The organism is Microbacterium esteraromaticum (assembly GCF_014084045.1).
In the GTDB taxonomy this organism is placed as follows: Bacteria; Actinomycetota; Actinomycetes; order Actinomycetales; family Microbacteriaceae; genus Microbacterium; species Microbacterium esteraromaticum_D.
Genome location: NZ_CP043732.1, coordinates 2,799,819 through 2,822,701, shown reverse-complemented (window position 1 = coordinate 2,822,701; position 22,883 = coordinate 2,799,819). Strand labels below are relative to the sequence as shown.

Genomic DNA, 22,883 nt, shown 5'->3' with positions numbered 1-22,883 from the left:
CGCTCGTGCAGCTGGGCGTGTTCAGAACAGCAGCGACGTGAGACGCGTGCGTGCGGATGCCACACGCGGGTCGGTGGGGCCGATCAGCTCGAACAGCTCGACGAGGCGCTCTCGGATGCGCGTGCGCTGCTCCGGGTCGGCATCGGAGAACAGGTCGAGCAGCCTGCCGAACGCGTCGTCGACGTGCCCGCCGGCGAGATCGAGATCGGCTACCTGGAACTGCGCATCGACGTCGCCGGGCGCCGCGGCGGCAGCTGCGCGCACCTGCTGCAGATCCAGACCCTGCACGCGATGCAGCAGGCGCACCTGTCCGAGGCCGGCCTTGGCGTCGTCATCTCGGGGGTTCTCGGCGAGGGCCTTCTCGTACGCGGCGATCGCGCGGGCGTAGTCGCCCGCCTCGATGGCCTCGAAAGCCTCGGCGTGCAACGGCGGCATCGGCGCGGGCTCTGCCTCGGCTGGGTCGTCTCCCTCGCCGTCGCCGAAGGGCACCGAGCCGGTGACGCCGTTCTGCGCCGCGACCTCGAGCAGGCGGGCGAAGACCTCACGGACCTGCTCCTCGGGCACGGCACCGGTGAACATCGGCACCGGCTGCCCGCCGATGAGCGCCACCACCATGGGGATCGACTGCGCGCGGAAGGCCTGGGCGACCTGCGGATTGGCGTCGACGTCGACCTTGGCGAGCACGACGCGGCCGCGCTGCTCGCGTGTCACCTTCTCGATGATCGGGCTGAGCTGCTTGCACGGCCCGCACCACTCGGCCCACAGGTCGACGACGACGGGAACCGAACGGGAGAGCTCGAGGATCTCGCCGAACGACTGATCTGTCACGTCGACGACGACGTCGCGGGCTTCACCTGCGGGCGGCGCCGGTGCGCCCGCTGCAGGCTGCGCAGAGGCCGGCCGGTTGCGCAGGGAGGAGAGATCGACGGCACCGCGGAGCGCGGCTGCGGAGATTTCGGTCACTGATTCACCTTCACGCTGAGGAGGTCCTGATGGTAGGCCAGAAGTCGGATCTGCTCGTTGGAGCCCTGTGCCGGCACCGAGAAGAACAGCTGGATCGCGTACGTCGTCGTGAACCCCTTGGCGGACTCCTTGACTCCGGTCAGAGCACTGGCCTCTGGGTTCTCGCCGATCCGGATCACCGCGTCAGCCGTGGTCGGCGTGATCGTCTCGATGTCGTCTACGCGCACGGCGACGACGGCGCCGCTCCCGAGAGTGGCGAGCGAGAGCGGCTCCTCGTCCGTCGCCTTCATGTCGAAGGCGACGGCGGAGGTCGTGTCGGACTGCTTCTCCTTGAGCCCGGCGAGGATCGCCGCACGGCTGTCACGGACGCTCTGCGCCAGCTTCTCGGCGGTCTCGTCGAAACGCCCCGCGTACTCGCTCTTGTCGCCGTTGTCGACGAAGTCGGCGAACGCCGCCGCAACCTGCTCGGGCGCGACCGCCAGGAACGGCGAGTCGTCGGGGACCTTGGTGGTGCCGAGCCACGCCGGCGCCACGTCGGGGAACTCCGACGATGCCGGCATGTCGGCCATCTCGGTGATCCGGTAGTTCGACCAGGGGTCGTCCTGCGTCATCGTGAGCAGCACGGGCGGCGCCGTGTCGTCCTCTTCCGAGACGGTCAGGGCGAGCACCGAGCGCGGCCAGCCGTCGGCAGCCTCGGGCAGAAGGATCTTGACCTTGTCGCGCGGCGCGGTCAGCGGCTGGGTGCGCTCGGCGATCTGTCCACGCAGCGTGTACTCGGTGCGGCGCGCCTCGAGCACGGCACCCGCGAGGCGCGTCTCGGCGAGAGTGATGTCGCGATCGGAGTCCGCCTTCTCGACGGTCTGTGCGATCTGCGAGACGATGCGCTGTCCCTGCTGCTCGGTGACGACAGGGGGCTTCTGGTCCTCGGGGGTCACCACGGTCGGGGTGGGGGTCGGAGTGGGCGTCTCGGCGCCGAACTCCGGCCACGATTCGGCCGAACAGCCCGTGGCGAGCACAGCGGTCAGTGTCAGCGCCGGAAGGCCCAGCGCGAGGCGACGGCGAAGCGCCGTGCGAGGCGTGCGCCCGCCCGCGGGGTCCGGGGAATCCGGCGAGCCGCCGCCGCTCGGCTCCTGGGCACCGCGCTCGCCCGATTCGTCGTCGCCCGAATCGATCGCCGCGCGCCGTGGCGCGGCCTGCATCTCGATCGGCTGGGTCTCGGGCAGTGGCGCCGGTCCCTTGCGCAGCGGTCCGCGACCGCGGCGCTGATGCCGGATGGCGAGGAAGTACAGCACCAGTCCGGCGAGCAGCAGCACACCGCCCGCGACCATCAGCGGCCCTGCGAGCGGAGTGCGTGTGTCGAGGCCCCAGCTGACGAGGATGTCGTCCGGGGCGGGCTCCACGCCGTCGCGCGCGATGAGGATGCTGTGTCCCGGGGTCAGCTGCATCTCGGTCACCAGAGAGTCCTTGTCGGCGAACGAGTCGAGCCACAGGTCGGAGTCCGCAGGGTTGCGACCTGACGTCTCGCCGCCGCCCGCCGGCGACTGCTGCGCCGCCACGGTCTCGCTTCTCGGCTCGTCGCCCTTCGCGAGGGTCACGTCGGTGTAGCTCGTGTCGGACAGCCAGGCCTTGACGTCGTCGGTGCGGCCGTAGGCGACGAAGATCTCGCCCTTTCCGCGCACGAGCAGCGTCTGCAGTCCCGAGTGCGCGCCGAGCACCTCGGCGTCGACGAGCACGTACGGCTGCGGTTCGTCGACCGCGAGCTCCATCCGCTGCTCTGAGGGTCCCATGAAGATGGTGCGCTGGGCGATTCCGGCTCCGATGAGAACCGTGGCCAGCACGAAGGCCACGACGGCCCATACGAAACGCACGAATCAGCTCCTTACGTGACCGGGCATACACCGCCGGTCCGCTCGACATTTCAGACTAGCGAAACCACCTGGGCATTGCCCACGAACGAAGAACCGCCGGGCGCGGCATGCCGCCTGCGGCCAGTCGGCGAAGACGGATGCCGCAGGGCGATTAGGATCTTCGCAGGTCGACGAGGAGAGCAATGAAGATTCACAGTCCCTTCCGCACCGCGCTGGTGGCGACGCTCGGCGTCGGCCTGGGCATCCTGCTGATCACGGGCGTGCAGACGCTGTCGACGATCATCCTGTACATCGGCACGGCGCTCTTCCTCAGTCTCGGTCTCGACCCGCTGGTCACGTTCCTCGAGCGCCGGGGACTCCCCCGCTGGGCGGCCGTCCTCATCACCATCCTCGCGGTGCTCAGCGTCTTCGCCGCCGTCGTTCTGATCGTGCTGCCCGTCGTCACCGACCAGATCACGCAGCTGGTGGCGCGCATCACCCCGCTCTTCGTCAACGGCGAGCAGACGGTGCAGGACATCAAGTCCTGGCTGACAGACACGTTCCCCACCCTCGAGGTCGACCTGGTCTTCGACTACATCGACAGCTGGATCGCCTCTGACCAGTGGACGCAGAACGTCACCGAATGGAGCACGACGATCGGCCAGGGCGTCTGGGTGGTCGGCGGGGCGGTTCTGACCGGTGCCTTCGGCGCCTTCATCGTCCTGATCCTGACGATCTACATGACCGCATCGACGCCGTCGCTCAAGCGCGCCGTGTATCAGCTGGTGCCCGCGTCTCGACGCGAGCGCTTCATCGACATCGCCGACCAGATCACCGACTCCGTCGGCCACTACGTCATGGGTCAGGTCTCGCTCGGTGTCATCAACGGCATCCTGAGCATGATCTACCTGTCGATCATCAACGCGCCGTTCACAGCGGTGCTGGCCGTCGTCGCCTTCTTCTTCTCCCTGATCCCGCTGGTCGGCACGCTGACCGGTTCGACGATCATCGTGCTCGCGTGCCTGCTGCCCGGGGTCGGCTCGCCTGCCACTGCGCTGGCCGCGGGCATCTACTACCTCATCTACATGCAGGTCGAGGCATACCTGATCGCGCCTCGCATCATGAGCCGCGCCGTATCGGTGCCCGGCGCCGTGGTCGTCATCGCCGCGCTCTCGGGCGGGGCTCTGCTCGGACTTCTCGGCGCGCTGATCGCGATTCCGGTGGCGGCGAGTGTGCTCATCATCTACCGTCAGGTGCTCATCCCACGGATGAACGAGCGCTGACCGCTCGCACCGGCCGTCAGGCGATGCGCCAGCAGTGCGTATGCCAGTGACGACGAGCCGCGAGATCGGCGCTCTCCCCCATCACTCCATCGGCCCGCCACACGACCACATGGGCGGTACCGGGCGCGATGGCCCCAGTGCACCCGGGGCAGCGGTACTCCTTCATCGCCTGGTGCGCAGACACAGGCTGCACAGTCCATTCCCGACCGCGTCTGGCCTCGGTTCGCTTCCAGCCGGCCAGAAGGCGGCCGAAGGAGTCGTCCGACCCGCTGCGCTCAGGTCGTCGTCGATGTGAGCGTGGCATCGAACGTGCTCACCACCAGTGGTTGCGCACCCAGAAGCTGTAGGCCGAAGCCCAGCTTCCGTACCTGCCGACCGCGTAGCCGTTGCCCCAGCGGAGGTTGTCGACCGGGTCGTAGCCGTTGCCAGGAACCTTGCTGCAGGGCAGCGCCTGAACGAGGCCGCAGGCACCGGAGGACTTGTTCGTCGCGTTCGGGTTCCAGCCGCTCTCCTTGGAGACGATGTAGTCGACGTACGGCCAATCGCTGCTCGCGATTCCCGCCGCGGTCATCCACTCCTCCTTGCTTCCGCCGCCGGTGTAGCGCGGGAGGGAGGGCTTGCTGCTCTTGGGCGCGGCCGCCGGCTTCGGGGCCGGTGGAGGGGTGGGCTTGGGCTTCACGTAGACCTCGAAGCCGCTGCGAGCGACGGGCGTGATCTCCGCACCCTCGACGGAGACGGTGATGCTCTGCGTCTCGGTCGTGGCGAGCGAGAACGCGGTGAGCGGCGCATCGGTCGGCTCGGGATCCGCTACGGCCATGCCGGTAGGGGCCATCATGGCCGCCGAGATGCCGACGACGGCGAGACCGGCCAGCAGGGCGCTGGCACGGCGACGCGTCTGAGTCTTCTTCGTCGGACCGGAGGCGTTCGGGCGCTTCGAGTTCGAGATCGATTCGTTATCGGGATTCACGATGGCCCTCAGTCTACGCACAAGTGGTCGGGCTCACCATGAGAACTCACCGAGAGCGCGTCAGCGGACGGCGAGGATCACTTCGACTGTGGCGTCGAGCAGGGCGTCCACCTGCTCCTCGCGGTAGCCGCAGCGCTGCATGCGGAACGCCGCCCCGCGGATCTGCTCGACGTCCAGTGCGTCACCGTCGCGCAGGAACGCCGCGATCCGGTCGGCGACGTGATCCACCTCGTCGATGCGGTAGCCGAAGGTCAGGATGCTCGTTCGCGCGAAGCGCTGCCTGCTGGGGCGGCTGAGGTGATCGAGCACCTGCTGCGCCTCGTCCCGCGCTCGGGCCACCCATGCGTCGGGCCCGACCTGGCGGATCGCCTTCTCACGCGCACGCTGGGCGAAGGCGTCCTCCACGCGCGCGAGCGCCGCGTCGACGTCGGCGATCGAATAGCCGTGCTTCACGAGCGGGAAGGATGCCGCGCGCACGTCGTCGGCACCGAAGTCCGCCCGCGACTCCTCGAAGGCGGCACGAGCGGAATCAAGGAAACTGTCGACCGCAGCACGGTGGTAGCCGCGCTGGCGGCCGGAGACGAGCGGGAAAGCCGGCGGCGTCTCCTCCTGCGGAGTGGTCAGCGCCTCGAGGTCTGCGTCAGTCATCAGGATCCGATCAGAGGGGAGAAGAGGTGGTACAGCGCAATGGCGGGGATCGTCGAGGGCAGGATGCTGTCGAGCCGGTCGAGAAGACCGCCATGACCAGGCAGCCAGGAACTCATGTCCTTGATCCCGAGGTCGCGCTTGAGCATGGACTCGCCGAGGTCTCCGAGTGTGGCGCAGGCGAGGATGGCCGCGCCGAACACGAGACCGCACCACCACGGCAGCTGCAGCAGCAGCATGGCGAACAGCACTCCGACGATCAGCGAGCCTGCCACGGCACCGCCGAAGCCCTCCCAGGTCTTCTTGGGGCTGATCCGCGGCGCCATGGGGTGCTTGCCGAAGGCGAGACCGGCCGCGTACGCGCAGGTGTCCGCGGCCACGGCCACCGCGACGAAGCCCAGCACCCACCACTCGCCCTGATCGCGGCTGAGCAGCATGAGCGCCACAGAGGTGAGGAACGGCACGTACACCTGCACGAAGGCGCCGACGACGACATCGGCCAGGACGTCACCGTATGTGCGGCCGTCGGCCGCGACCATCTGCCCGACCATCCGCCACACGCTGACGAAAGCGACCGCGGCGATGAGCACGACCCAGCTGAGCCACAGGGCGGCGAAGGGACCGGTGAGCAGAATGGCGGCACCAGCGATGAGCTGGGGCACGACGTCGACCCGGCGGCCGCCGGTGCGCAGCGCGCGGGAGAGCTCGTACGTGCCGAGGAGTCCGGCTGCGACCGCGATCGGCACGAAGAGGCACTTCACGAACAGCAGCGACGCGATCAGCACGGCGCCGAAGCCGACGCCGATCAGTATGGCCACGATCAGGTCGCGGCCGGTGCGCTGCTTGATCCGCTCGTTCGCCTGGTCGAACTGCTCCCTGGCCTGGGTGACGTGCGACTCGAACTCCCCGCGCCTGGCGCGCCACTGCTCGCGGATGGCGTGAGTCTCAGAGCTGTCAGGCGACGGCATCGGCGGGCGCGGCGGAATCCGCTCGGCGTCGAACGCAGGGAACGCGGCATCAGAGAGCGGCAGCCCGCGCACCGGGGTCTCGACGTCCTCCGGGTCGGCGGGAGCGGTCGCCGAGGCATCGGTCTCGGAGGGACCCTCCCCCCGGCGCGCCGCCCGCCGTGTCAGCGGCAGATCGTCGGAATCGCTGTCGCCTGCCATGCCGTCAGACCTCGAGCAGCTCTGCCTCTTTGCGCTTGAGCGCGTCGTCGATCGCGTCGACGTACTGGCGGGTCAGAGCGTCGAGCTCCTTCTCACCGCGGGCGATCTCATCCTCGCCGACGTCGTTCTTGAGCGCGTCGAGCTGATCCTTGGCCTTGCGCCGGATGCCGCGCACCTGGACCTTCGCGTCCTCGCCCTTCGAGCGCACGAGCTTGACGTACTCCTTGCGACGCTCCTCGGTCAGCTCCGGCATCGTGACGCGGACGATGTTGCCGTCGTTCGTCGGGTTGGCACCGAGATTGGGCATGTCGCGGATGGCCTGCTCGATCGCCTTCAGCGCGCTCTTGTCGTACGGGGTGACGATGAGGGTGCGCGCCTCGGGGTTCGCCATCGACGCCAGCTGCGCGATCGGCGTGGGCGAGCCGTAGTAGTCGACCATCAGCTTCTGGAAGAGCTGAGGGTTCGCGCGCCCTGTGCGGACCGTGGCGAAGTCCTCCTTGGCGGCGTCGACCGCGCGGGTCATGCGTGCGGTGGTATCTGCGAGGACGTCCGCGATCACGGGTGCTCCTTAGGTCGTGGTTTTCGAACGATTCTATCCGGCGACTGGTCGCCGGACACTGAGCGACAAGGCGCTCAGGAGGTGACGAGGGTGCCGATCTGCTCGCCGAGCAGCGCCTTGGTCACGTTGCCCGCGGGCTCCATGCCGAACACGCGCATGTCCATGTTGTTGTCCATGCAGAGGCTGAACGCCGTGGAGTCGACCACCTTGAGGCCGCGCTGCAGGGCGTCACGGTAGGTGACGCGCTCGATGCGCTCGGCGCTGGAGTCCTTGTTCGGATCGGCCGTGTAGATGGCATCCACGCCGTTCTTCGCGACGAGAACCTCGTCGGCGCCGATCTCGAGCGCGCGCTGTGCCGCGACGGTGTCGGTCGAGAAGTACGGCAGGCCGGCGCCCGCTCCGAAGATGACGACGCGGCCCTTCTCCATGTGGCGCTCGGCTCGGAGCGGGATGTACGGCTCGGCGACCTGCGTCATCGAGATCGCCGACTGCACGCGAGTGGCGGCACCGGCCTGCTCCAGGAAGTCCTGCAGGGCGAGGGCGTTCATCACCGTTCCCAGCATGCCCATGTAGTCGGCGCGCCCGCGGTCCATGCCGCGCTGGCTGAGCTCGGCTCCACGGAAGAAGTTGCCGCCGCCGACGACGACCGCGATCTCGACGCGGTCGACAGCCGCAGCGATGTCACGAGCGATCTGACCGACGATGTCCGGATTGACGCCGAGCTGGCCGCCCCCGAACGCTTCGCCGGAGAGCTTCAGGAGGACGCGCCGGCGTCCGTTGCCTTCGGTCATGTATGGGTTCCTCTCGTCCCGTCTCAAGATAGTGCCTCGAGGGCATGAAGAAGGGGGTCCGGATCGCAGATCCGAACCCCCTGGAGGTTGTTACGCGCCGACCTTGAAGCGGGCGAAGTCGGTGACGGTGATACCGGCGTCCTTCGCGACCTGGGCCACGGAGAGCTTGTTGTCCTTCGCGTAGTCCTGCTCGAGAAGCGCGACCTGCTTGAAGAAAGCGGTGACGCGACCCTCGACGATCTTCGGCAGAGCAGCCTCGGGCTTGCCCTCGTTGCGGGAGATCTCGGTGACGATCTCACGCTCCTTCTCGACCTCGGCGGCCGGGACGTCCTCACGGGTGAGGTACGAGGGGTTCGCGAACGAGATGTGCTGGGCGATGCTGCGCGCGGTGTCCGCGTCGGATCCGCTGTACGCGACGACGACACCGATCTGCGGCGGCAGGTCCTTGCTGGTGCGGTGCAGGTACACCGAGACGGCGTCTCCGGTGACGGTGCGCACGCGACGCAGCTCGACCTTCTCGCCGATGATGGCTGCCTCGTCCGAGATCAGCTGCTCGACGGTCTGGTCGCCGACGGGAGCGGCGAGAGCAGCCTCGATCGAGTCGGCGGCCACGGCGGCGACCGCCTCGGCGACCTTGTCGGCGAGAGCGATGAAGCGCTCGTTCTTCGCGACGAAGTCGGTCTCGCAGGCGAGCTCGATCAGCGTGACGCCGCCTTCGATCTCGCGAGCGACGACGAGGCCCTCGCTGGTGGAGCGGTCGGCACGCTTCGCGTTGCCCTTCGCACCCTTCAGGCGGAGGATCTCGGTCGCCTTCTCGACGTCTCCGTCAGCCTCCTCGAGCGCCTTCTTGGTGTCGACCATTCCGGTGCCGAGCTGCTCGCGCAGCGCCTTGATGTCGGCGATGGTGAAGTTGGCCATGTGTGGTGGCTCCTTGCTTCGTGTCTGTACGTGTGCGGGGTGACTTACTTGGCGTCTGCCTCGGCGGGTGCCTCAGCCGGGACCTCGGCAGCGGCCTCGGCCGGAGCCTCAGCAGCGGCCTCGGCCGGAGCCTCAGCACCCTCGAGCAGCTCGCGCTCCCACTCGGCGAGCGGCTCGGCGTCGCCGGCGTCCGGGTTGTGCTTCTGCTGCAGGCCCTCGGCGGCGGCGTCGGCGATGATGCGCGTCAGCAGCGAGACCGAGCGGATCGCGTCGTCGTTGCCGGGGATCGGGTACTGGAAGTCGTCCGGGTCGGCGTTCGTGTCGAGGATGCCGATCACGGGGATGCCGAGCTTCTTGGCCTCGTCGATGGCGAGGTGCTCGCGCTTCGCGTCGACGACCCACAGCGCCGACGGGGTCTTCGACAGGTTGCGGATGCCGCCGAGCGACTTGTGCAGCTTGTCGAGCTCGCGCTTCTTGAGGAGGAGCTCCTTCTTGGTGAAGCCCGAAGCGGAGGGGTTCTCGTAGTCGAGCTCCTCGAGCTCCTTCATACGCGCGAGACGCTTCGCGATGGTCGAGAAGTTGGTCAGGAGGCCACCCAGCCAGCGCTGGTTGACGTACGGCTGACCGACGCGGTCGGCCTGCTCGGCGAGGATCTCCTGCGCCTGCTTCTTGGTGCCGACGAAGAGGATGGTGCCGCCGCGTGCGACGGTCTCCTTGACGAAGTCGTACGCCTGGTCGATGTAGGACAGCGACTGCTGCAGGTCGATGATGTGGATGCCCGAGCGCTCGGTGAGGATGAAGCGCTTCACCTTCGGGTTCCACCGGCGGGTCTGGTGTCCGAAGTGCACGCCGCTGTCGAGCAGCTGGCGGATGGTGACCACAGCCATGGTCTTCTCCTAGTTCTGACGCTCTCGCGTCGTTGAGGTTGATTCGCCGGTCGGTCGACCGGCAGTCCTGGTGCCCGGCACACGCCCGCCCGCTCGAAAGCAGGACCTGTGGGAGTGGATGCCGCGACCGGAGTCGCTCTGGGCACGCGTAGTCACCCCGATTTCGAGGTGCTTCCTCAGTGTACAGGATCACGCCGCATCAGAACGTCCTGCACAGGCCAGGTGATCCGGGGGTTCTCCACCGTCACCGTGACGCGCAGGCCACGCGCGCGGACCGATGCGCGAAGGTTGTTCGATGCGCTCCCGTCTCATCGCCCTCGTGCTCTCGGTCGCCGTGTCCGCAGGCGGCGGGTCAGGTGGGGTCGCTGAGGCCGACCGCGGAGCATGGGTCTGGCCGGTCGCAGGCAACCGCACGGTGGTCGAGCCGTTCCGCGCCCCGGCGCACGACTACGCGCCAGGCCATCGCGGGATGGATGTCGCCGCGCCTGCGGGGATCGAGGTTACGGCTCCCGCGGGCGGCGTCGTGGCATTCCGCGGAACCGTCGTCGATCGTCCGCTGATCACGATCGACCACGGCGACGGGTACGTGAGCACCTGGGAGCCGGTGACGTCGTCGCTCGCCCCCGGGGACACGGTCGCTGCGGGGGCGACGATCGGCGCGGTCGCGTCCGGCGGTCATGCCACGCGTGGGACGCTGCACGTGGGAGTCCGGCGCGACGGCGTCTACATCGATCCGCTGCCGCTGTTCGGCGATGTGCCGAGGGCGGTGCTGCTCCCCTGCTGCAGCGGCTGACGCCTGCCCCGCCCTCCGACACGCGCTCATGCGCGGGGGTGGGCAAGGCGATAGCCGTCGAGCAGGCGCTCTGTCGACACGTGCGTGTAGATCTGAGTCGTGCCGAGGCTCGCGTGCCCGAGGATCTCCTGAACGGCGCGGAGGTCGGCTCCGCCGTCGAGCAGATGCGTGGCCGCCGAGTGACGAAGCGCATGAGGACCGATGTGCTCGGCGCCGACGATGGGGCTCAGCACCCGAGCCACCAGCGCGTAGACCGTGCGTGATCCGATGCGCGCACCGCGGGCGCCGAGGAACAGAGCGGGTGTCGCACGGTCGACGCGGGCCAGCAGAGCGGGACGGCCGCGAGTGACATACGCCCCGATCGCGTCGGCGGCGGGCGCGCCGAACGGCACGACCCGCTCCTTGGAGCCCTTGCCCAGCACGCGCACCGTGCGACGGTGCATGTCGACGTCGTCGATGTCGATCCCGCAGAGCTCCGACACCCGCACGCCGGTGCCGTAGAGCGCCTCGAGAACGGCATGATCCCGAAGCGCTGTCGCGTCACCGCCGGCGGCAGCGGCCCTGTACTGATCGAGCAGCTCGCGCATGGCGTCCTTCGAGGCGACCACGGGAAGGGTCTTCGCGCGCTTCGGGGTGACTAGACGCAGGCTGGGGTCGACCGGGATCAGCTCGCTCTCATGGGCCCATCCGAAGAAGGAGCGTGCAGCCGCCGCGCGTCTGGCCATGGTCGACCGCGCGTCACCCCTGAGGGTCGCGCGCCAGAGCCATTCGCGCAGGGTCTCGAGATCGATCTCGCGCAGATCCGCGTCGCCGATCACTGAGCCGAGATCGGCGAGGTCGGAGCGGTACGCGCGCACCGTCGCAGCCGAGAGTCGCCGCACCTGCTCGAGATACGACGTGAAAGACGCCACAGCGTTCGCATACCGCACCTGACCAGCATGCCGCGCCCTCGCGGATCCATGGTCTGCCGCGCCGCGCGGGCGTCAGCCCAGCCGCACCCAGCCGCTCTCGCGCTGAGCGGCGCATCCGTCGAGCGCGAGCAGTCCGAGCAGTGCCCGCACGCGTTCGATGGAGAGGCCGCTGCGACGGGCGATGTCGGGCACCTCCCGCGCGCTGCGGGCGCTCATCGCATCGAGCAGCCGGGTGCGGTCGTGGTCGGGCGGCGCCGACACGGCGGCTGAGGCATCGGTCTCGCCCCACAGCTCGCGGACCTCCTGCGCACTCGTGACGCACACCGCGTCGAACTCGCGGAGCAGGCGGTGACACCCGGCCGATGCCGCTGACGTCACCGGACCGGGCACCGCCCCGAGCGGGCGACCGAGAGATGAGGCGTGTCCGGCCGTGTTCAGCGTGCCGCTTCGCCAGCCGGCCTCCACCACCACCGTGGCCAGGCCTGCGGCGGCGATGAGTCTGTTGCGCGCGAGGAACCGCCACTTCGTCGGCGCGGAGCCACAGGGCACCTCGCTGAGCACCACGCCTGCCTGCCGAATCCGGTCGAAGAGCTGCTGATGCCCGATCGGGTACGCGCGATCGACACCGCCGGCGAGAAAGGCCGCCGTGGCGCCGCCGGCGCCGAGCGCCGCTCGATGCGCCGCGCCGTCGATGCCATACGCGCCCCCGGAGACCACCAGAACGCCACCTGCCGCGAGATCGCCGGACAGCTCTGCGGCGACGGACTCGCCGTACCCCGTGGCCGCCCTCGCTCCCACGATCGCGACCGCGCGTCCGGCCCGAAGGCCCTCGGCGTCCCCACGTGCCCAGAGCAGCACAGGGCTGTGCACATCGAGATCCTGCAGACCCTCTGGCCACTGCTCATCACCCGGGAGCAGCAGCCGGGCTCCCACGCTTCGCGCCGCAAGCACGGCATCCCGCACCGCGCGGGTGCGAGCGCGCGGACGCCAGCGCGCCATCGCGTCGCTCAGCGCCTTCGAGGGCACGACCCCGGGAACCGCGAGGCGGGATTCGCCGAACGTGGTGCGAAGCGCCTCGATCGCCCCCAGCTCCTGCAGCAGCGCCCCCGCGATGCCGTCGCCCGGCTCGATGAGCACCGACCACGCCACGCGCGCGGCCACCTCGACGGGATCCGCGTCCGGCCGGAGCAGGCGCGCCGCATCGATCAGCTCCGTGTCGTCGATGAGCTCCAGTCCGGTGGCGATCATGTCAGCAGCCCTTTCTTCAGGAACAAGGCGCGCCCGAGCTGGTCCGCCCCGGGTGACGACAGCCCTGCGAGGTCGCTCAGCGTCCATGCGATCCGCAGCACCCGGTCGTAGGCCCGCAGCGTCACGGTGCCCCGTTCGAGAGCCCGGTCGAGCGGGGCGCGCACAGCAGGCGGCAGGCGCAGCGCACCCTGCCGCAGCCGCTCACCCGGCACCTCGCCGTTCACCCGCCACGGGCTGCCGCGCCATCGTTCGGCGGCCGTCGCGCGGGCGAGCGCGACACGCTCGCGCGCAGCTGCCGTCGACAGCGTCGAGCGCTCTCCGGAGGTGGCTCGCGACGCCGACACGCGCGCCACCTGCAGGTCGATGTCGACCCGGTCTCGCAGCGGCCCCGACAGTCGTGCTGCGTAGCGGCGGATGGCCATCGGCGGGCAGGTGCACTCGCCTCCACGCACGCCGTAGCTGCCGCACGGACAGGGGTTCATGGCAAGGACGAGCTGGAACCGGGCCGGGAAACTCGCGGCGAACCCGGCGCGGGTGATCTCAATGCGTCCCGACTCGAGCGGCTGGCGGAGGGCGTCGAGTGCGGTGCGCTGGAACTCGGGCGTCTCGTCGAGGAAGAGCACTCCTCGGTGAGCGCGCACGATCGCCCCTGGACGGGGAGCGCGGGACCCTCCGCCCACCAGTGCGGCAGCAGATGCGCTGTGATGCGGGGCCTCGAACGGCGCCAGCGCATCGAGCCTGGTGACCGCCTCCCCCGTCAGCGAGCGGATCGCCGCAACCTCCAGCGCCTCGCTCTCGGTCAGGGCGGGGAGGATGCCGGGAAGCCGCCGGGCGAGCATCGTCTTACCTGCGCCGGGAGGGCCGCTGAGCATCATGTGGTGTCCGCCCGCCGCCGCGGCGACGAGTGCATCGACCGCCTCGTCCTGACCGATCACGTCGGCGAGGTCGAGCACCTCGAGGGGCTCAGCGGACACCGCGGGCATCTCGACCGGATCCGCGTCGACCAGCTCGACGTCGGCTCCGTGCCGGAGGGCGACCTCGGCGAGCGACACGGCGGCGTGCACCTCGATGCCGGGCACGAGCCTGGCCTCGGCCGCATTGGCATGCGGCACGATCACCGTCGTGAACCCGGCGCGGGCCGCCGCGTACACGGCGGGCAGCACACCGGGGACGGGCCTGAGCCTGCCGTCGAGGCCGAGCTCGCCGATGTGCACCGTGGAGCGCACCGAGTCCCTGCGGAGAGCTCCCCCTGTGGCGAGCGTCGCGACAGCGATACTCAGATCGAATCCACTCCCCGCCTTGGGCAGGTTCGCGGGCGAGAGGTTGACGGTGAGCCGACGACGCGGGAAGTCGAGCCCGGCGTTCACACAGGCGTTGCGCACCCGCTGCGCCGCCTCGCCCAGCGCCTTGTCCGGAAGGCCGATGATCTGGAAGCCAGGGGTCTGGCTGCTCAGATCGGCCTCGACCTCGACCATGTGCCCATCGACGCCGGTCAGGGCGACCGCCCACGTTCGCGCGGTGCTCACCACAGGTCCTCGAGGTGCTCGAGATGGGCAGTCGCAGCATCCGCACCCGTCAGCCCGATCACGTCGAGGCGGATCCGTCGGTCGCTCGCCTGCGCGGGGTGTGCCTGCGCCCATGCGAACGCCAGCCGCCAGAGCCGCCGTCGCTTACGCTCATCGATCGCCTCGAACGGGTGACCGAAGCCCGCGGAGCGTCGGGCCTTCACCTCGACGACGCAGAGCAGGTCGCCCATCGCCGCGACGATGTCGATCTCGCCCTGTGCGCACCTCCAGTTGCGCGCAAGGATCTCGTAGCCGCAGGCGCTCAGGTGCTGCGCCGCGCGCTCTTCACCCACCCGTCCCAACTCGTCTTTCGCTGCCATTCCGACAGCCTGAGGGCACCCGGAGACGCCCCGAGGCGTCACTCACAGCGATTGGGGAGAACTCGCCGCGGCCCCCGATTGGGGACAGAAGTCACTTGCCGTCGAGCGACAGCTCCTCGGGCAGCTCGAACTCGCGGCGCTGCAGCTCCTCGACGTTGACGTCCTTGAAGGTCAGCACGCGCACGGCTTTGACGAAGCGGTCAGCACGGTAGATGTCCCACACCCAGACGTCGGTCATCGAGATCTCGAAGTAGAAGTCGTGCTCGGTGTCACGACGCACCACGTTCACCTCGTTGGCGAGGTAGAAGCGGCGCTCGGTCTCGACGACGTACTGGAACTGGCCGACGACGTCGCGGTACTCGCGGAACAGCGCGAGCTCGAGTTCGCGGTCGTAGTCGTCGAAGGCATCCTCATCCATGATGGGTCCATCCTATGAGCACCGGACGGCGAATGCGGATTCCTCAGAACAGGGTCGGCGCGTCGGCGATCGCCCATGAGCACCTGTGCAGCGGCGACAGGCCGCGCTCGCGGATGGCCTGGCGATGCTCGGGACTCGCGTATCCCTTGTTGCGGTCCCACTGATAGTCGGGATGCTCCGGATGCAGAGTCGCCATGTGCATGTCACGCGCGACCTTCGCGATGACCGACGCCGCCGAGACGGATGCGCAGTCGCGGTCGCCCTTGATCACCGTGCGCACGGTCAGGGTCGCGGGGTGCACTCGCGAGACGTAGTCGTGGTTCCCGTCGAGGATCACGAGGGTGCGCTCGAGTGTCGCACCGCCGTCGACGACGGCCTGCACCGCACGCGATGCGGCGAGGCCGAGGGCGCGCATGATGCCCACCTCGTCGATCTCGGCGGCGCTCGACCAGCCCACCGCGGACAGCGGCACCCATCTGCTGGCGCGTTCGGCCATCGCCGGCCTGCGCTTCTCGGTGATCATCTTCGAGTCACGCAGCCCGTCGGGAACGCGTCGGCGCGAGCCCGCGGCATCCATCACTGCGGCGCCCACGGCGACGGGACCCGCCAGTGCTCCCCTCCCCACCTCGTCGAGCGCGATGATGAGGTCGAACTCCTTGAGAAGCCGACGCTCGAGTGTGAGGGTCGGCGCGACCACGGTCATTCCTCGTCGGGCACGGCGCGGAACACGTCGTCGTGCGTGTCGATGGGCCCGAACCTGTTCACCGGCCAGGTGGTCAGGAATGCGCGCCCCACGACGTTCTCGAGGGGCACGAAGCCACCGCCGGGCAGGTCCTGGTGCGCTCGCGAGTCCTGCGAGCGATCGCGGTTGTCGCCCATGACCCAGATGCGGTCGTCGGGAACGGTGACGTCGAACTCGGCGTTCGATGCCGCTGTGTCCCCTTCGGGGAGGTTGAGGTAGCCGAGCTCGTTCACGGGTGATCCGTTCACGGTGACCTGTCCCAGAGCATTGCAGCACACGACGTGATCGCCCGGCATCCCGATCACCCGCTTGACCAGATGGTCCTGCGCGTCTGTCGTCGAGATGCCGACGAAGGTGAGCGCCCAGTCCGCGGCCTCGACGAGGGGCGGCCTCGCAGGCCTCTGCGGCGGGCTGGGCAGCCAGCCGCCCGGGTCCTTGAACACCACGACATCCCCGCGGTCGTACCCGCTCCATCGCGGCGTGAGCTCATCGACCAGGATGCGATCGTTGACGAGGAGCGTGCGCTCCATCGATCCGGAGGGGATGTAGAACGACCGCACGACGAAGGTCTTCACGACGAACGAGACCAGTGCGGCGATGAGGATGATGACCAGCACGTCGCGCAGGAAGACCAGTGCGCCCCGGCGCCGCTGCGGTGGCTGGGTTGCCGCGGGGGCATCGGATGTCATGTGTTTCCTCTTCATCGACTCACCGCGCACGCGCGGCATTACAAGGGTCGCACACCCGTGCCGGAACGACAGAACCCCGGGACGGGTGTCCCGGGGTTCTGTCGGCAAGGATGCGACGAGTCAGTTCTCGCGCTTCTCCTTGATCTTGGCCTTCTTGCCGCGCAGGTTGCGCAGGTAGTACAGCTTCGCGCGACGGACGTCACCGCGGGTGACGACCTCGATGTGGTCGATCACCGGCGAGTGCACCGGGAAGGTGCGCTCGACGCCGACCTGGAAGCTGATCTTGCGGACCGTGAAGGTCTCGCGGACTCCATCGCCCTGGCGGCCGATGACGACTCCCTGGAACACCTGGATGCGCGAGCGGGTGCCCTCGGTGATGTTCACGTGCACCTTGACGGTGTCACCGGGGTTGAAGACAGGAATGTCGGAACGGAGCGAAGCCGCGTCGACGGCGTCGAGGATCTGCATGATCGTCTCTCTCTGCACTCGCCACAGGTCGGATGCATGAATCAAAGGGATGAGAACGGGTGTGTGCCGAGCGGCGCGCGAGGCGTCCGCGGGTTCCCCTGAGGCAGAACCGGGTCACGGCACAAACAGCTATTCTGCCATGAACCGCGGCCGCGCGCCAATCACGGCGAGCGGCTCAGAGGTCCCGCGAGCGGGATTCCTCGATGACGATCACGTCGGGGTCCGAGACAGTGCTCCCGCTACGCTGCGGCGGGGTGATCGTCGACCACGTGATGGTCTCGCGCAGGCGAGCCCCTGTACCGCGCGCCTCGTTCCAGAGCTGCCACAGCTGCATCCACAGCATGCCGACCGCGACGACGATCGCGGCGGTGAGCAGCCAGGGGAACGCGCCGTCGATGAAGCATCCGACCAGGATCGTCAGCACATGCCAGAGACCGAAGCCGGCGACATCCAGCCACGACACCGCACGCTCGGCGCGCACGGAGGGCCTCGAGCGGGTGAGCAGCGTCAGGATCAGCTGGGTGACGAAGACGCCGGGGATCGCCATCAGCAGCACCCAGAGCAGGCCCCACCCGTTGCGTCCGAAGATCGCCCAGCCGACGAGCATCCACGCCGGAAGCGCGAGGGAGGCCGGCAGAAGCCAGCGGAAGAACAGCCGTCGCAGCATCATGCTCCGATGCTACGTGGCCGCCCGTCCGCTCGGGCGAGTGTTCGCTGTGGGCATCGGCGCCGTGCGGATCGGGGAGAATGGATGGCGACGAGAGGAACTCCCATGATCGAATTGCGCACCCCCGCCGAGATCGACGAGATGCGCGCCGCGGGCCGCTTCGTCGCAGAGACCCTGGCGACCCTGCGCGACGAGACGAAGGTCGGGACGAACCTGCTCGCGATCGACGCGCGGGCCCACGATCTGATCCGCCGTGCCGGCGCCGAGTCGTGCTACATCGACTACGCGCCCTCCTTCGGCCGCGGCCCCTTCGGCAAGGTCATCTGCACCTCGGTGAACGACGCCGTGCTGCACGGCCTCCCCCACGACTACACGCTCCGCGACGGCGACCTCGTTTCGCTCGACTTCGCCGTGTCCGTGGATGGATGGGTCGCCGACTCCGCGGTCTCGTTCGTCGTCGGGACACCGCGCGATGAGGACCTTCGTCTGATCGACACCACCGAGCGGGCGCTGGAGGCTGCCATCGCCGCCGCGGTCGTGGGAAACCGCATCGGCGACATCTCGGCATCCATCGCCGCCGTCGCGCATGTCGAGGGCTACTCGATCAACACGGACTTCGGCGGTCACGGCGTCGGACGGATCATGCACGGTGATCCGCACGTGCCGAACGACGGGCGCGCCGGACGCGGCTTCCCGCTGCGCGAGGGTCTCGTCTTCGCCCTCGAGCCGTGGTTCCTGGCCACCACCGACGAACTCGTCACCGACGACGACGGCTGGACGCTCCGCAGTGCCGACGGCTCACGGGGCTCGCACTCGGAGCACACTGTCGCCGTCACCAAGGACGGTCCGATCGTCCTCACCGACCGCGGCTTCCTCGGCGTCGACTGACGGGGCGCGATCGCCGGGCTCCCAGAACTCTCGCATCGGCGTCCGCATAGACTCGCGTGCGACACCCGCCCGACGATCCTGAGGGAGCGCCAGACGATGACGAGCACCACGACGGACACCTCCTGGCTCGGCTCTCTCATCGACGCCGTGATCGGCCTGATGGACCTCATCGGACCGATCGGCGCAGGGCTGGCGATCGCTCTGGAGAACCTGTTCCCTCCCCTGCCGAGTGAGGCGATCCTGCCGATGGCCGGCATCGCAGCCCATGACGGTTCCTTCGGTCTGTGGGAGGCGGTGCTGTGGACCACCGTGGGCTCGCTCGTGGGTGCGCTCGCCCTCTACGGGCTCGGCGCGTGGCTCGGCCTTCGCAGGCTGCGCCGAATCGCAGACCGTCTGCCCCTCGTCGCCGTGTCCGACGTCGACAGGACCGTCGCCTGGTTCCATCGGCATGGCGGCAAGGCGGTGTTCTTCGGCCGGTTCATCCCGATCTTCCGCAGCCTGATCTCGATCCCCGCTGGCGTGGCGCGGATGCCGATGTGGCGCTTCGGAGTCCTCACGACGGCCGGCAGCCTGATCTGGAACACCGCGTTCATCCTCTGCGGATGGTTCCTCGGCTCCGGCTGGCACATCGTCGAGCAGTACGTCGACGTGGTACAGAACGTCGTCATCGTGGTCGTCGCCCTCGCCGTCGTCGTGTTCGCGGCCTCGCGGATCCGCTCCGTGCGCGCCGCGCGCCGACAGGATGCGCTCGAGCACGTCGACGAGTCGGGGCCGAGCGAGACCCGCACCGACGGCATCCCGATCTCATCCGGTCGCTGAATCGGCGTAGCGCGGCGCTCAGTCCGCGATCAGATCCGGACGGCGCGTCCGCGTGCGCTCGAGCTGCTGCTCGTGGCGCCACCCGGCGATCGCGCCGTGATTGCCGCTGAGCAGGATCGGCGGCACCTCCCGATCACGCCAGACGGAGGGCTTCGTGTATGACGGGTACTCGAGCAGTCCGTCTTCGTGCGACTCCTCGACGAGGCTCTCCGGGTTGCCCACGACACCGGGGATGAGGCGGCCGATCGCCTCGACCATGGCCATCACCGCCACCTCTCCCCCGTTGAGGACGTAATCACCAAGGCTGATCAGACGCACCTCGCCGAGCTCGGCCGCGTACTCGAAGACGCGCTCGTCGATGCCCTCGTAGCGGCCGCATCCGAAGATGAGATGCTCACGAGTGGCGAGGTCGCGAGCCGTGGCCTGGGTGAAGACCTCGCCGGCAGGCGAGGGGAAGATGATGGTGGGTCGCTCGGAGCGCGCAGTGTTCGGGGCGGGCTCTGCGGGTGGCGCGGCGAGGCGGTCGAGAGCGAGACCCCAGGGCTCCGGCTTCATGACCATGCCCGCGCCGCCGCCGTACGGCGTGTCGTCGACGGTGCGATGCCTGTCTGAGGTCCAGTCCCTGAGATCGTGGACGTTCAGATCCAGGATGCCCGAGTCACGGGCCTTCCCGAGCAGAGAGAGCGTCAGACCGTCGAAGTACGACGGGAAGATCGAGACGACGTCGATTCTCATCGTGCGGCGCCGCTCGTCACTCGGAGGGCGCGTCGTCGGCGGCCGGGAGCTCCTCGAAGAGCCCGGGCGGAGGTGTGACGACGATGCGACCGGCGGCGATGTCGACAGTGGGCACGAGCGCCTCGACGAAGGGCACCATCACGTCGCCGGACTCGGTGCGGACGATCAGCAGGTCCTGGGCGGGGAGATGCTCGACCCGCGCGACGCGGCCGACGACCGCGTCGTCGCGAACGACGTCGAGCCCGACCAGCTGGTGCGCGTACCAGGCGTCGTCCTCGGCCTCATCGTCCTCGTCCATCCAGAGGATGGCGCGCACGAGCGACTCGGCTGCGGTGCGGTCGTCGACGCCGTCGAGAAAGACGACGGAGTTGCCGTTCATCACGCGGTACTCGCGGATGGTCACCGTCTTGCCGTGCCAGCTGGATGCCTCGGGCACCTGCAGCGTGAACTCGGCTCCGGGGACGAAACGGCGTTCGGGGTTGTCGGTGTACAGCTCGAGCTTCAGCGCGCCCTTGAGACCGTGCGCCTTGAGCAGGCGGCCGACGCGGAGCTGGTTCTTCTCGGCTGCCACGTCAGTCGTCCGCGACGTCGACGCGGACGCGGCGTCCGTCGGCGAGAGCGGAGATGAGGGTGCGCAGCGCCTTGGCGGTGCGGCCGCCGCGCCCGATCACACGACCACGGTCATCCGGGTGCACGTGCACCTCGAGGAGGTCGCCCCTGGACGACGCGGATGCGGTGATGCGGACATCGTCCGGGTGATCCACGATCCCCTTGACGACGTGTTCGAGCGCGGCGGCGAGCACGGCGGATTACTCTGCGTCGGCGGCGGCGTCGGCCGCGTCCTCGGCGGGAGCCTCAGCAGGAGCCTCTTCGGCCTTCTTCTCGGCCTTGGGCTTGATGACCGACTTCTTGGCCGAGTCGATCTCGAAGGGCGCCTTCGGCTCGGCGACCTGGACGGTCGACTTCGCGTTCTTGTCGCCCTTGAACTTGCCCCAGTCGCCCGTGAGCTTCAGCAGCGCGGTGACCTGCTCGGTCGGCTGAGCGCCGACGGACAGCCAGTACTGCGCGCGCTCGGAGTCGACCTCGATGAACGAGGGGTTCTCGGTGGGGTGGTACTTGCCGATCTCCTCGATCACGCGGCCGTCGCGCTTGGTGCGCGAGTCGGCGACGACGATGCGGTAGTGCGGTGCACGGATCTTGCCCATGCGCTTGAGACGGATCTTGACAGCCACGATTCTCCTGAATGGTGTGGAAAGAAAGATGAACCGGTCGCCTGGAGAGTGGGGTGCACATCCGGCGGAAGCTCTGAAAAGGGTGACGGATGCTGGATAGAGGGTCGAGCAGCCGTCCGACCCTCTATTCTGCCAGATCCCGCCGCCGTGCGCGAAACGACACGACACAGTGCGCGCGGCACGTGAGATCACCGTGTCAGACTGTGCGCGTGCCGATCGAATTCGCCTCCTCCGCCCGCTCGACAGTCGGGCTGGAGTGGGAGATCATGCTCGCCGACCCGACGACGGGAGACCTCGTCGGGCGCGCGCCGGAACTGCTCACGCGTCTGGAAGAGCAGAGCGCCTCCGAGCGGCACACGGTCACGGGCGAGCTGCTCACCAATACGATCGAGGTCACCAGTGGCGTCGGCGCCACGGTCTCTGCCGCCATCGACGACATCGCTGCGGCGATCGCGTCCGTTCGGCGGTCGACCGACTCGGCGGGAATCGAGCTGCTCTCAGCGGGCAGCCACCCGTTCGCCCAGTGGTACGACCAGCGCGTGACCGACAAGAACCGCTATCACAAGCTCATCGAGCGCACCCAGTGGTGGGGCCGCAACATGATGATCTGGGGCATCCACGTGCATGTGGGCGTCGACGACAGGACCAAGGTGCTCCCGATCGTGGGCGCGCTGTCGGCCTTCCTCCCCCACCTTCAGGCACTGTCGGCGTCGAGCCCGTACTGGGCGGGAGAGAGGACCGGCTACGCATCCAACCGCGCACTGGTGTTCCAGCAGCTGCCGACGGCCGGCCTGCCGTGGCCGATGTCGACCTGGTCCGAGTTCGAGACCTTCGTCGATGACATGACACGCACGGGAGTCATGGACGACCCGTCTGAGATCCGATGGGACATCCGGCCCGCGCCTCGTTGGGGCACGATCGAGGTTCGCGCCTGCGATGGCATGTCGACGCTGACCGAGCTCGCATCGATCGCCGCCCTCACGCAGACGCTCGTCGAGTTCTTCTCCCGCGAGCTCGACGATGGCAGGCAGCTGCCGACGCTGCAGCCGTGGTTCCACCGCGAGAACAAGTGGCGGGCAGCACGCTACGGGCTGGACGCCCGCGTCATCGTCGACCGCGCCGGCTCCCAGATACCGGTACGCGAGCACATCGCCGCGGTCGTGGAGGATCTCATGCCGGTCGCAGCCGATCTGCACTGCACCAGCGAGCTGCAGGGTGTCCTGGCGATCATCGAGCAGGGGGCGAGCTACTCGCGTCAGCTCGCCGCGGCGGACGCCTCCGGCGGGGATCTGCGTCAGGTCGTGCAGCACCTGATCCGTGAGTTCCGCGCTGGTCCAGAGCACTCGATCGGCGTGTGAGACC

28 protein-coding genes are annotated in these 22,883 nt (G+C 68.9%); 5 read left to right on the top strand and 23 right to left on the bottom strand.

Annotated features, from left to right (window positions below):
• Positions 1 to 21 precede the first annotated feature (21 nt).
• Both FVO59_RS13545 and FVO59_RS13540 read right to left on the bottom strand, forming a co-directional pair.
• Positions 22 to 963: a tetratricopeptide repeat protein gene (locus FVO59_RS13545; RefSeq protein WP_182253103.1), complete on the bottom strand. Its 942-nt coding sequence runs from the start codon at positions 961 to 963 to the stop codon at positions 22 to 24.
• Positions 960 to 2,831: a DUF8094 domain-containing protein gene (locus FVO59_RS13540; protein WP_182253102.1), complete on the bottom strand. Its 1,872-nt coding sequence runs from the start codon at positions 2,829 to 2,831 to the stop codon at positions 960 to 962. The genes FVO59_RS13545 and FVO59_RS13540 overlap by 4 nt, the downstream gene beginning before the upstream one ends.
• Before the next feature lie 182 nt (positions 2,832 to 3,013).
• Here FVO59_RS13540 and FVO59_RS13535 point away from each other — a divergent pair, with 182 nt between their 5' ends.
• Complete coding sequence (locus tag FVO59_RS13535) at positions 3,014 to 4,093, top strand: AI-2E family transporter (RefSeq protein WP_182253101.1); 1,080 nt, start codon at positions 3,014 to 3,016, stop codon at positions 4,091 to 4,093.
• Between the two features lie 16 nt (positions 4,094 to 4,109).
• On the opposite strand, the gene FVO59_RS16600 is transcribed toward FVO59_RS13535, so the two are convergent.
• The 8 genes from FVO59_RS16600 to rpsB form a co-directional block, all read right to left on the bottom strand.
• Complete coding sequence (locus FVO59_RS16600) at positions 4,110 to 4,397, bottom strand: Rv1322 family protein (protein ID WP_259363247.1); 288 nt, start codon at positions 4,395 to 4,397, stop codon at positions 4,110 to 4,112.
• A 9-nt stretch (positions 4,398 to 4,406) separates the two neighbouring features.
• Positions 4,407 to 5,060: an aggregation-promoting factor C-terminal-like domain-containing protein gene (locus FVO59_RS13530; RefSeq protein ID WP_259363246.1), complete on the bottom strand. Its 654-nt coding sequence runs from the start codon at positions 5,058 to 5,060 to the stop codon at positions 4,407 to 4,409.
• Between the two features lie 60 nt (positions 5,061 to 5,120).
• Positions 5,121 to 5,708, bottom strand: a complete 588-nt coding sequence (locus FVO59_RS13525; RefSeq protein ID WP_182253100.1) for a DivIVA domain-containing protein — start codon at positions 5,706 to 5,708, stop codon at positions 5,121 to 5,123.
• Complete coding sequence (locus tag FVO59_RS13520) at positions 5,708 to 6,871, bottom strand: phosphatidate cytidylyltransferase (protein ID WP_259363245.1); 1,164 nt, start codon at positions 6,869 to 6,871, stop codon at positions 5,708 to 5,710. Before FVO59_RS13520 ends, FVO59_RS13525 begins: the two co-directional genes overlap by 1 nt.
• Positions 6,872 to 6,875: 4 nt before the next feature.
• Complete coding sequence (gene frr, locus FVO59_RS13515; RefSeq protein WP_182253099.1) at positions 6,876 to 7,430, bottom strand: ribosome recycling factor; 555 nt, start codon at positions 7,428 to 7,430, stop codon at positions 6,876 to 6,878.
• Positions 7,431 to 7,504: 74 nt separating this feature from the next.
• The gene (gene pyrH / locus FVO59_RS13510; RefSeq protein WP_182253098.1) at positions 7,505 to 8,221 is read right to left on the bottom strand and encodes a UMP kinase; all 717 of its coding nucleotides are present in this window, start codon (positions 8,219 to 8,221) and stop codon (positions 7,505 to 7,507) included.
• Between the two features lie 90 nt (positions 8,222 to 8,311).
• Complete coding sequence (tsf, locus tag FVO59_RS13505; RefSeq protein WP_182253097.1) at positions 8,312 to 9,139, bottom strand: translation elongation factor Ts; 828 nt, start codon at positions 9,137 to 9,139, stop codon at positions 8,312 to 8,314.
• A gap of 44 nt (positions 9,140 to 9,183) precedes the next feature.
• Entirely contained in the window at positions 9,184 to 10,026 is an 843-nt protein-coding gene (rpsB, locus tag FVO59_RS13500; protein WP_182253096.1) for a 30S ribosomal protein S2, read from the bottom strand.
• Positions 10,027 to 10,321: 295 nt separating this feature from the next.
• Here rpsB and FVO59_RS13495 point away from each other — a divergent pair, with 295 nt between their 5' ends.
• A complete protein-coding gene (locus FVO59_RS13495; protein WP_182253095.1) occupies positions 10,322 to 10,819 on the top strand; it encodes a murein hydrolase activator EnvC family protein in 498 nt (165 codons plus the stop codon).
• A 26-nt stretch (positions 10,820 to 10,845) separates the two neighbouring features.
• Here the strand turns inward: FVO59_RS13495 and FVO59_RS13490 are convergent, their stop codons facing one another.
• The 9 genes from FVO59_RS13490 to FVO59_RS13450 form a co-directional block, all read right to left on the bottom strand.
• The gene (locus FVO59_RS13490; protein WP_182253094.1) at positions 10,846 to 11,748 is read right to left on the bottom strand and encodes a tyrosine recombinase XerC; all 903 of its coding nucleotides are present in this window, start codon (positions 11,746 to 11,748) and stop codon (positions 10,846 to 10,848) included.
• Between the two features lie 54 nt (positions 11,749 to 11,802).
• Positions 11,803 to 12,978 (bottom strand): DNA-processing protein DprA, encoded by a 1,176-nt coding sequence (dprA, locus tag FVO59_RS13485; protein WP_182253093.1) that lies wholly within the window; start codon positions 12,976 to 12,978, stop codon positions 11,803 to 11,805.
• On the bottom strand, positions 12,975 to 14,504 hold the full coding sequence (locus FVO59_RS13480) for a YifB family Mg chelatase-like AAA ATPase (RefSeq protein ID WP_182253092.1): 1,530 nt from the start codon (positions 14,502 to 14,504) through the stop codon (positions 12,975 to 12,977). Before FVO59_RS13480 ends, dprA begins: the two co-directional genes overlap by 4 nt.
• On the bottom strand, positions 14,501 to 14,863 hold the full coding sequence (locus tag FVO59_RS13475) for a YraN family protein (protein ID WP_182253091.1): 363 nt from the start codon (positions 14,861 to 14,863) through the stop codon (positions 14,501 to 14,503). Before FVO59_RS13475 ends, FVO59_RS13480 begins: the two co-directional genes overlap by 4 nt.
• Before the next feature lie 91 nt (positions 14,864 to 14,954).
• Entirely contained in the window at positions 14,955 to 15,281 is a 327-nt protein-coding gene (locus tag FVO59_RS13470) for a DUF2469 family protein (protein WP_071644723.1), read from the bottom strand.
• Between the two features lie 43 nt (positions 15,282 to 15,324).
• Positions 15,325 to 15,984, bottom strand: coding sequence for a ribonuclease HII (rnhB, locus tag FVO59_RS13465; protein WP_182253090.1), 660 nt, complete (start codon positions 15,982 to 15,984; stop codon positions 15,325 to 15,327).
• Positions 15,981 to 16,712: a signal peptidase I gene (gene lepB, locus FVO59_RS13460; RefSeq protein ID WP_182253089.1), complete on the bottom strand. Its 732-nt coding sequence runs from the start codon at positions 16,710 to 16,712 to the stop codon at positions 15,981 to 15,983. The genes rnhB and lepB overlap by 4 nt, the downstream gene beginning before the upstream one ends.
• A gap of 120 nt (positions 16,713 to 16,832) precedes the next feature.
• Positions 16,833 to 17,180: a 50S ribosomal protein L19 gene (rplS, locus tag FVO59_RS13455; RefSeq protein ID WP_182253088.1), complete on the bottom strand. Its 348-nt coding sequence runs from the start codon at positions 17,178 to 17,180 to the stop codon at positions 16,833 to 16,835.
• A gap of 175 nt (positions 17,181 to 17,355) precedes the next feature.
• The gene (locus FVO59_RS13450; protein WP_182253087.1) at positions 17,356 to 17,850 is read right to left on the bottom strand and encodes an MFS transporter permease; all 495 of its coding nucleotides are present in this window, start codon (positions 17,848 to 17,850) and stop codon (positions 17,356 to 17,358) included.
• 102 nt (positions 17,851 to 17,952) lie between these two features.
• On the opposite strand from FVO59_RS13450, the gene map reads away from it, so the two are divergent.
• Together map and FVO59_RS13440 are read left to right on the top strand one after the other, a co-directional pair.
• Positions 17,953 to 18,735: a type I methionyl aminopeptidase gene (map, locus tag FVO59_RS13445; RefSeq protein ID WP_182253086.1), complete on the top strand. Its 783-nt coding sequence runs from the start codon at positions 17,953 to 17,955 to the stop codon at positions 18,733 to 18,735.
• Positions 18,736 to 18,831: 96 nt separating this feature from the next.
• Positions 18,832 to 19,554: a DedA family protein gene (locus tag FVO59_RS13440; protein WP_182253085.1), complete on the top strand. Its 723-nt coding sequence runs from the start codon at positions 18,832 to 18,834 to the stop codon at positions 19,552 to 19,554.
• 18 nt (positions 19,555 to 19,572) lie between these two features.
• Here the strand turns inward: FVO59_RS13440 and trmD are convergent, their stop codons facing one another.
• From trmD to rpsP, 4 genes are read right to left on the bottom strand one after another with little or no spacing between them, the layout of a single operon-like run.
• Positions 19,573 to 20,289, bottom strand: a complete 717-nt coding sequence (gene trmD / locus FVO59_RS13435; protein ID WP_182253084.1) for a tRNA (guanosine(37)-N1)-methyltransferase TrmD — start codon at positions 20,287 to 20,289, stop codon at positions 19,573 to 19,575.
• Positions 20,290 to 20,305: 16 nt separating this feature from the next.
• Complete coding sequence (gene rimM / locus FVO59_RS13430) at positions 20,306 to 20,860, bottom strand: ribosome maturation factor RimM (protein WP_182253083.1); 555 nt, start codon at positions 20,858 to 20,860, stop codon at positions 20,306 to 20,308.
• 1 nt (position 20,861) lies between these two features.
• A complete protein-coding gene (locus tag FVO59_RS13425; protein ID WP_182253082.1) occupies positions 20,862 to 21,092 on the bottom strand; it encodes an RNA-binding protein in 231 nt (76 codons plus the stop codon).
• A 6-nt stretch (positions 21,093 to 21,098) separates the two neighbouring features.
• Complete coding sequence (gene rpsP / locus FVO59_RS13420; RefSeq protein WP_182253081.1) at positions 21,099 to 21,521, bottom strand: 30S ribosomal protein S16; 423 nt, start codon at positions 21,519 to 21,521, stop codon at positions 21,099 to 21,101.
• A 209-nt stretch (positions 21,522 to 21,730) separates the two neighbouring features.
• Between rpsP and FVO59_RS13415 the strand changes: the two genes are divergently transcribed.
• Positions 21,731 to 22,879, top strand: coding sequence for a glutamate--cysteine ligase (locus FVO59_RS13415; protein WP_182253080.1), 1,149 nt, complete (start codon positions 21,731 to 21,733; stop codon positions 22,877 to 22,879).
• Positions 22,880 to 22,883 lie beyond the last annotated feature (4 nt).

Bases quoted from the DNA above. Each gene is read 5' to 3' on its own strand.
- tsf (WP_182253097.1), bottom strand. From the start codon at position 9,139: ATGGCCAACTTCACCATCGCCGACATCAAGGCGCTGCGCGAGCAGCTC.
- FVO59_RS13525 (WP_182253100.1), bottom strand. From the start codon at position 5,708: ATGACTGACGCAGACCTCGAGGCGCTGACCACTCCGCAGGAGGAGACG.
- FVO59_RS13535 (WP_182253101.1), top strand. From the start codon at position 3,014: ATGAAGATTCACAGTCCCTTCCGCACCGCGCTGGTGGCGACGCTCGGC.
- map (WP_182253086.1), top strand. From the start codon at position 17,953: ATGATCGAATTGCGCACCCCCGCCGAGATCGACGAGATGCGCGCCGCG.
- FVO59_RS13520 (WP_259363245.1), bottom strand. From the start codon at position 6,871: ATGGCAGGCGACAGCGATTCCGACGATCTGCCGCTGACACGGCGGGCG.
- lepB (WP_182253089.1), bottom strand. From the start codon at position 16,712: ATGACATCCGATGCCCCCGCGGCAACCCAGCCACCGCAGCGGCGCCGG.
- FVO59_RS16600 (WP_259363247.1), bottom strand. From the start codon at position 4,397: ATGCCACGCTCACATCGACGACGACCTGAGCGCAGCGGGTCGGACGAC.
- FVO59_RS13495 (WP_182253095.1), top strand. From the start codon at position 10,322: ATGCGCTCCCGTCTCATCGCCCTCGTGCTCTCGGTCGCCGTGTCCGCA.
- rplS (WP_182253088.1), bottom strand. From the start codon at position 17,180: ATGCAGATCCTCGACGCCGTCGACGCGGCTTCGCTCCGTTCCGACATT.
- FVO59_RS13475 (WP_182253091.1), bottom strand. From the start codon at position 14,863: ATGGCAGCGAAAGACGAGTTGGGACGGGTGGGTGAAGAGCGCGCGGCG.
- rnhB (WP_182253090.1), bottom strand. From the start codon at position 15,984: ATGACCGTGGTCGCGCCGACCCTCACACTCGAGCGTCGGCTTCTCAAG.
- dprA (WP_182253093.1), bottom strand. From the start codon at position 12,978: ATGATCGCCACCGGACTGGAGCTCATCGACGACACGGAGCTGATCGAT.
- FVO59_RS13440 (WP_182253085.1), top strand. From the start codon at position 18,832: ATGACGAGCACCACGACGGACACCTCCTGGCTCGGCTCTCTCATCGAC.
- pyrH (WP_182253098.1), bottom strand. From the start codon at position 8,221: ATGACCGAAGGCAACGGACGCCGGCGCGTCCTCCTGAAGCTCTCCGGC.
- trmD (WP_182253084.1), bottom strand. From the start codon at position 20,289: ATGAGAATCGACGTCGTCTCGATCTTCCCGTCGTACTTCGACGGTCTG.
- rpsB (WP_182253096.1), bottom strand. From the start codon at position 10,026: ATGGCTGTGGTCACCATCCGCCAGCTGCTCGACAGCGGCGTGCACTTC.
- FVO59_RS13450 (WP_182253087.1), bottom strand. From the start codon at position 17,850: ATGATGCTGCGACGGCTGTTCTTCCGCTGGCTTCTGCCGGCCTCCCTC.
- FVO59_RS13470 (WP_071644723.1), bottom strand. From the start codon at position 15,281: ATGGATGAGGATGCCTTCGACGACTACGACCGCGAACTCGAGCTCGCG.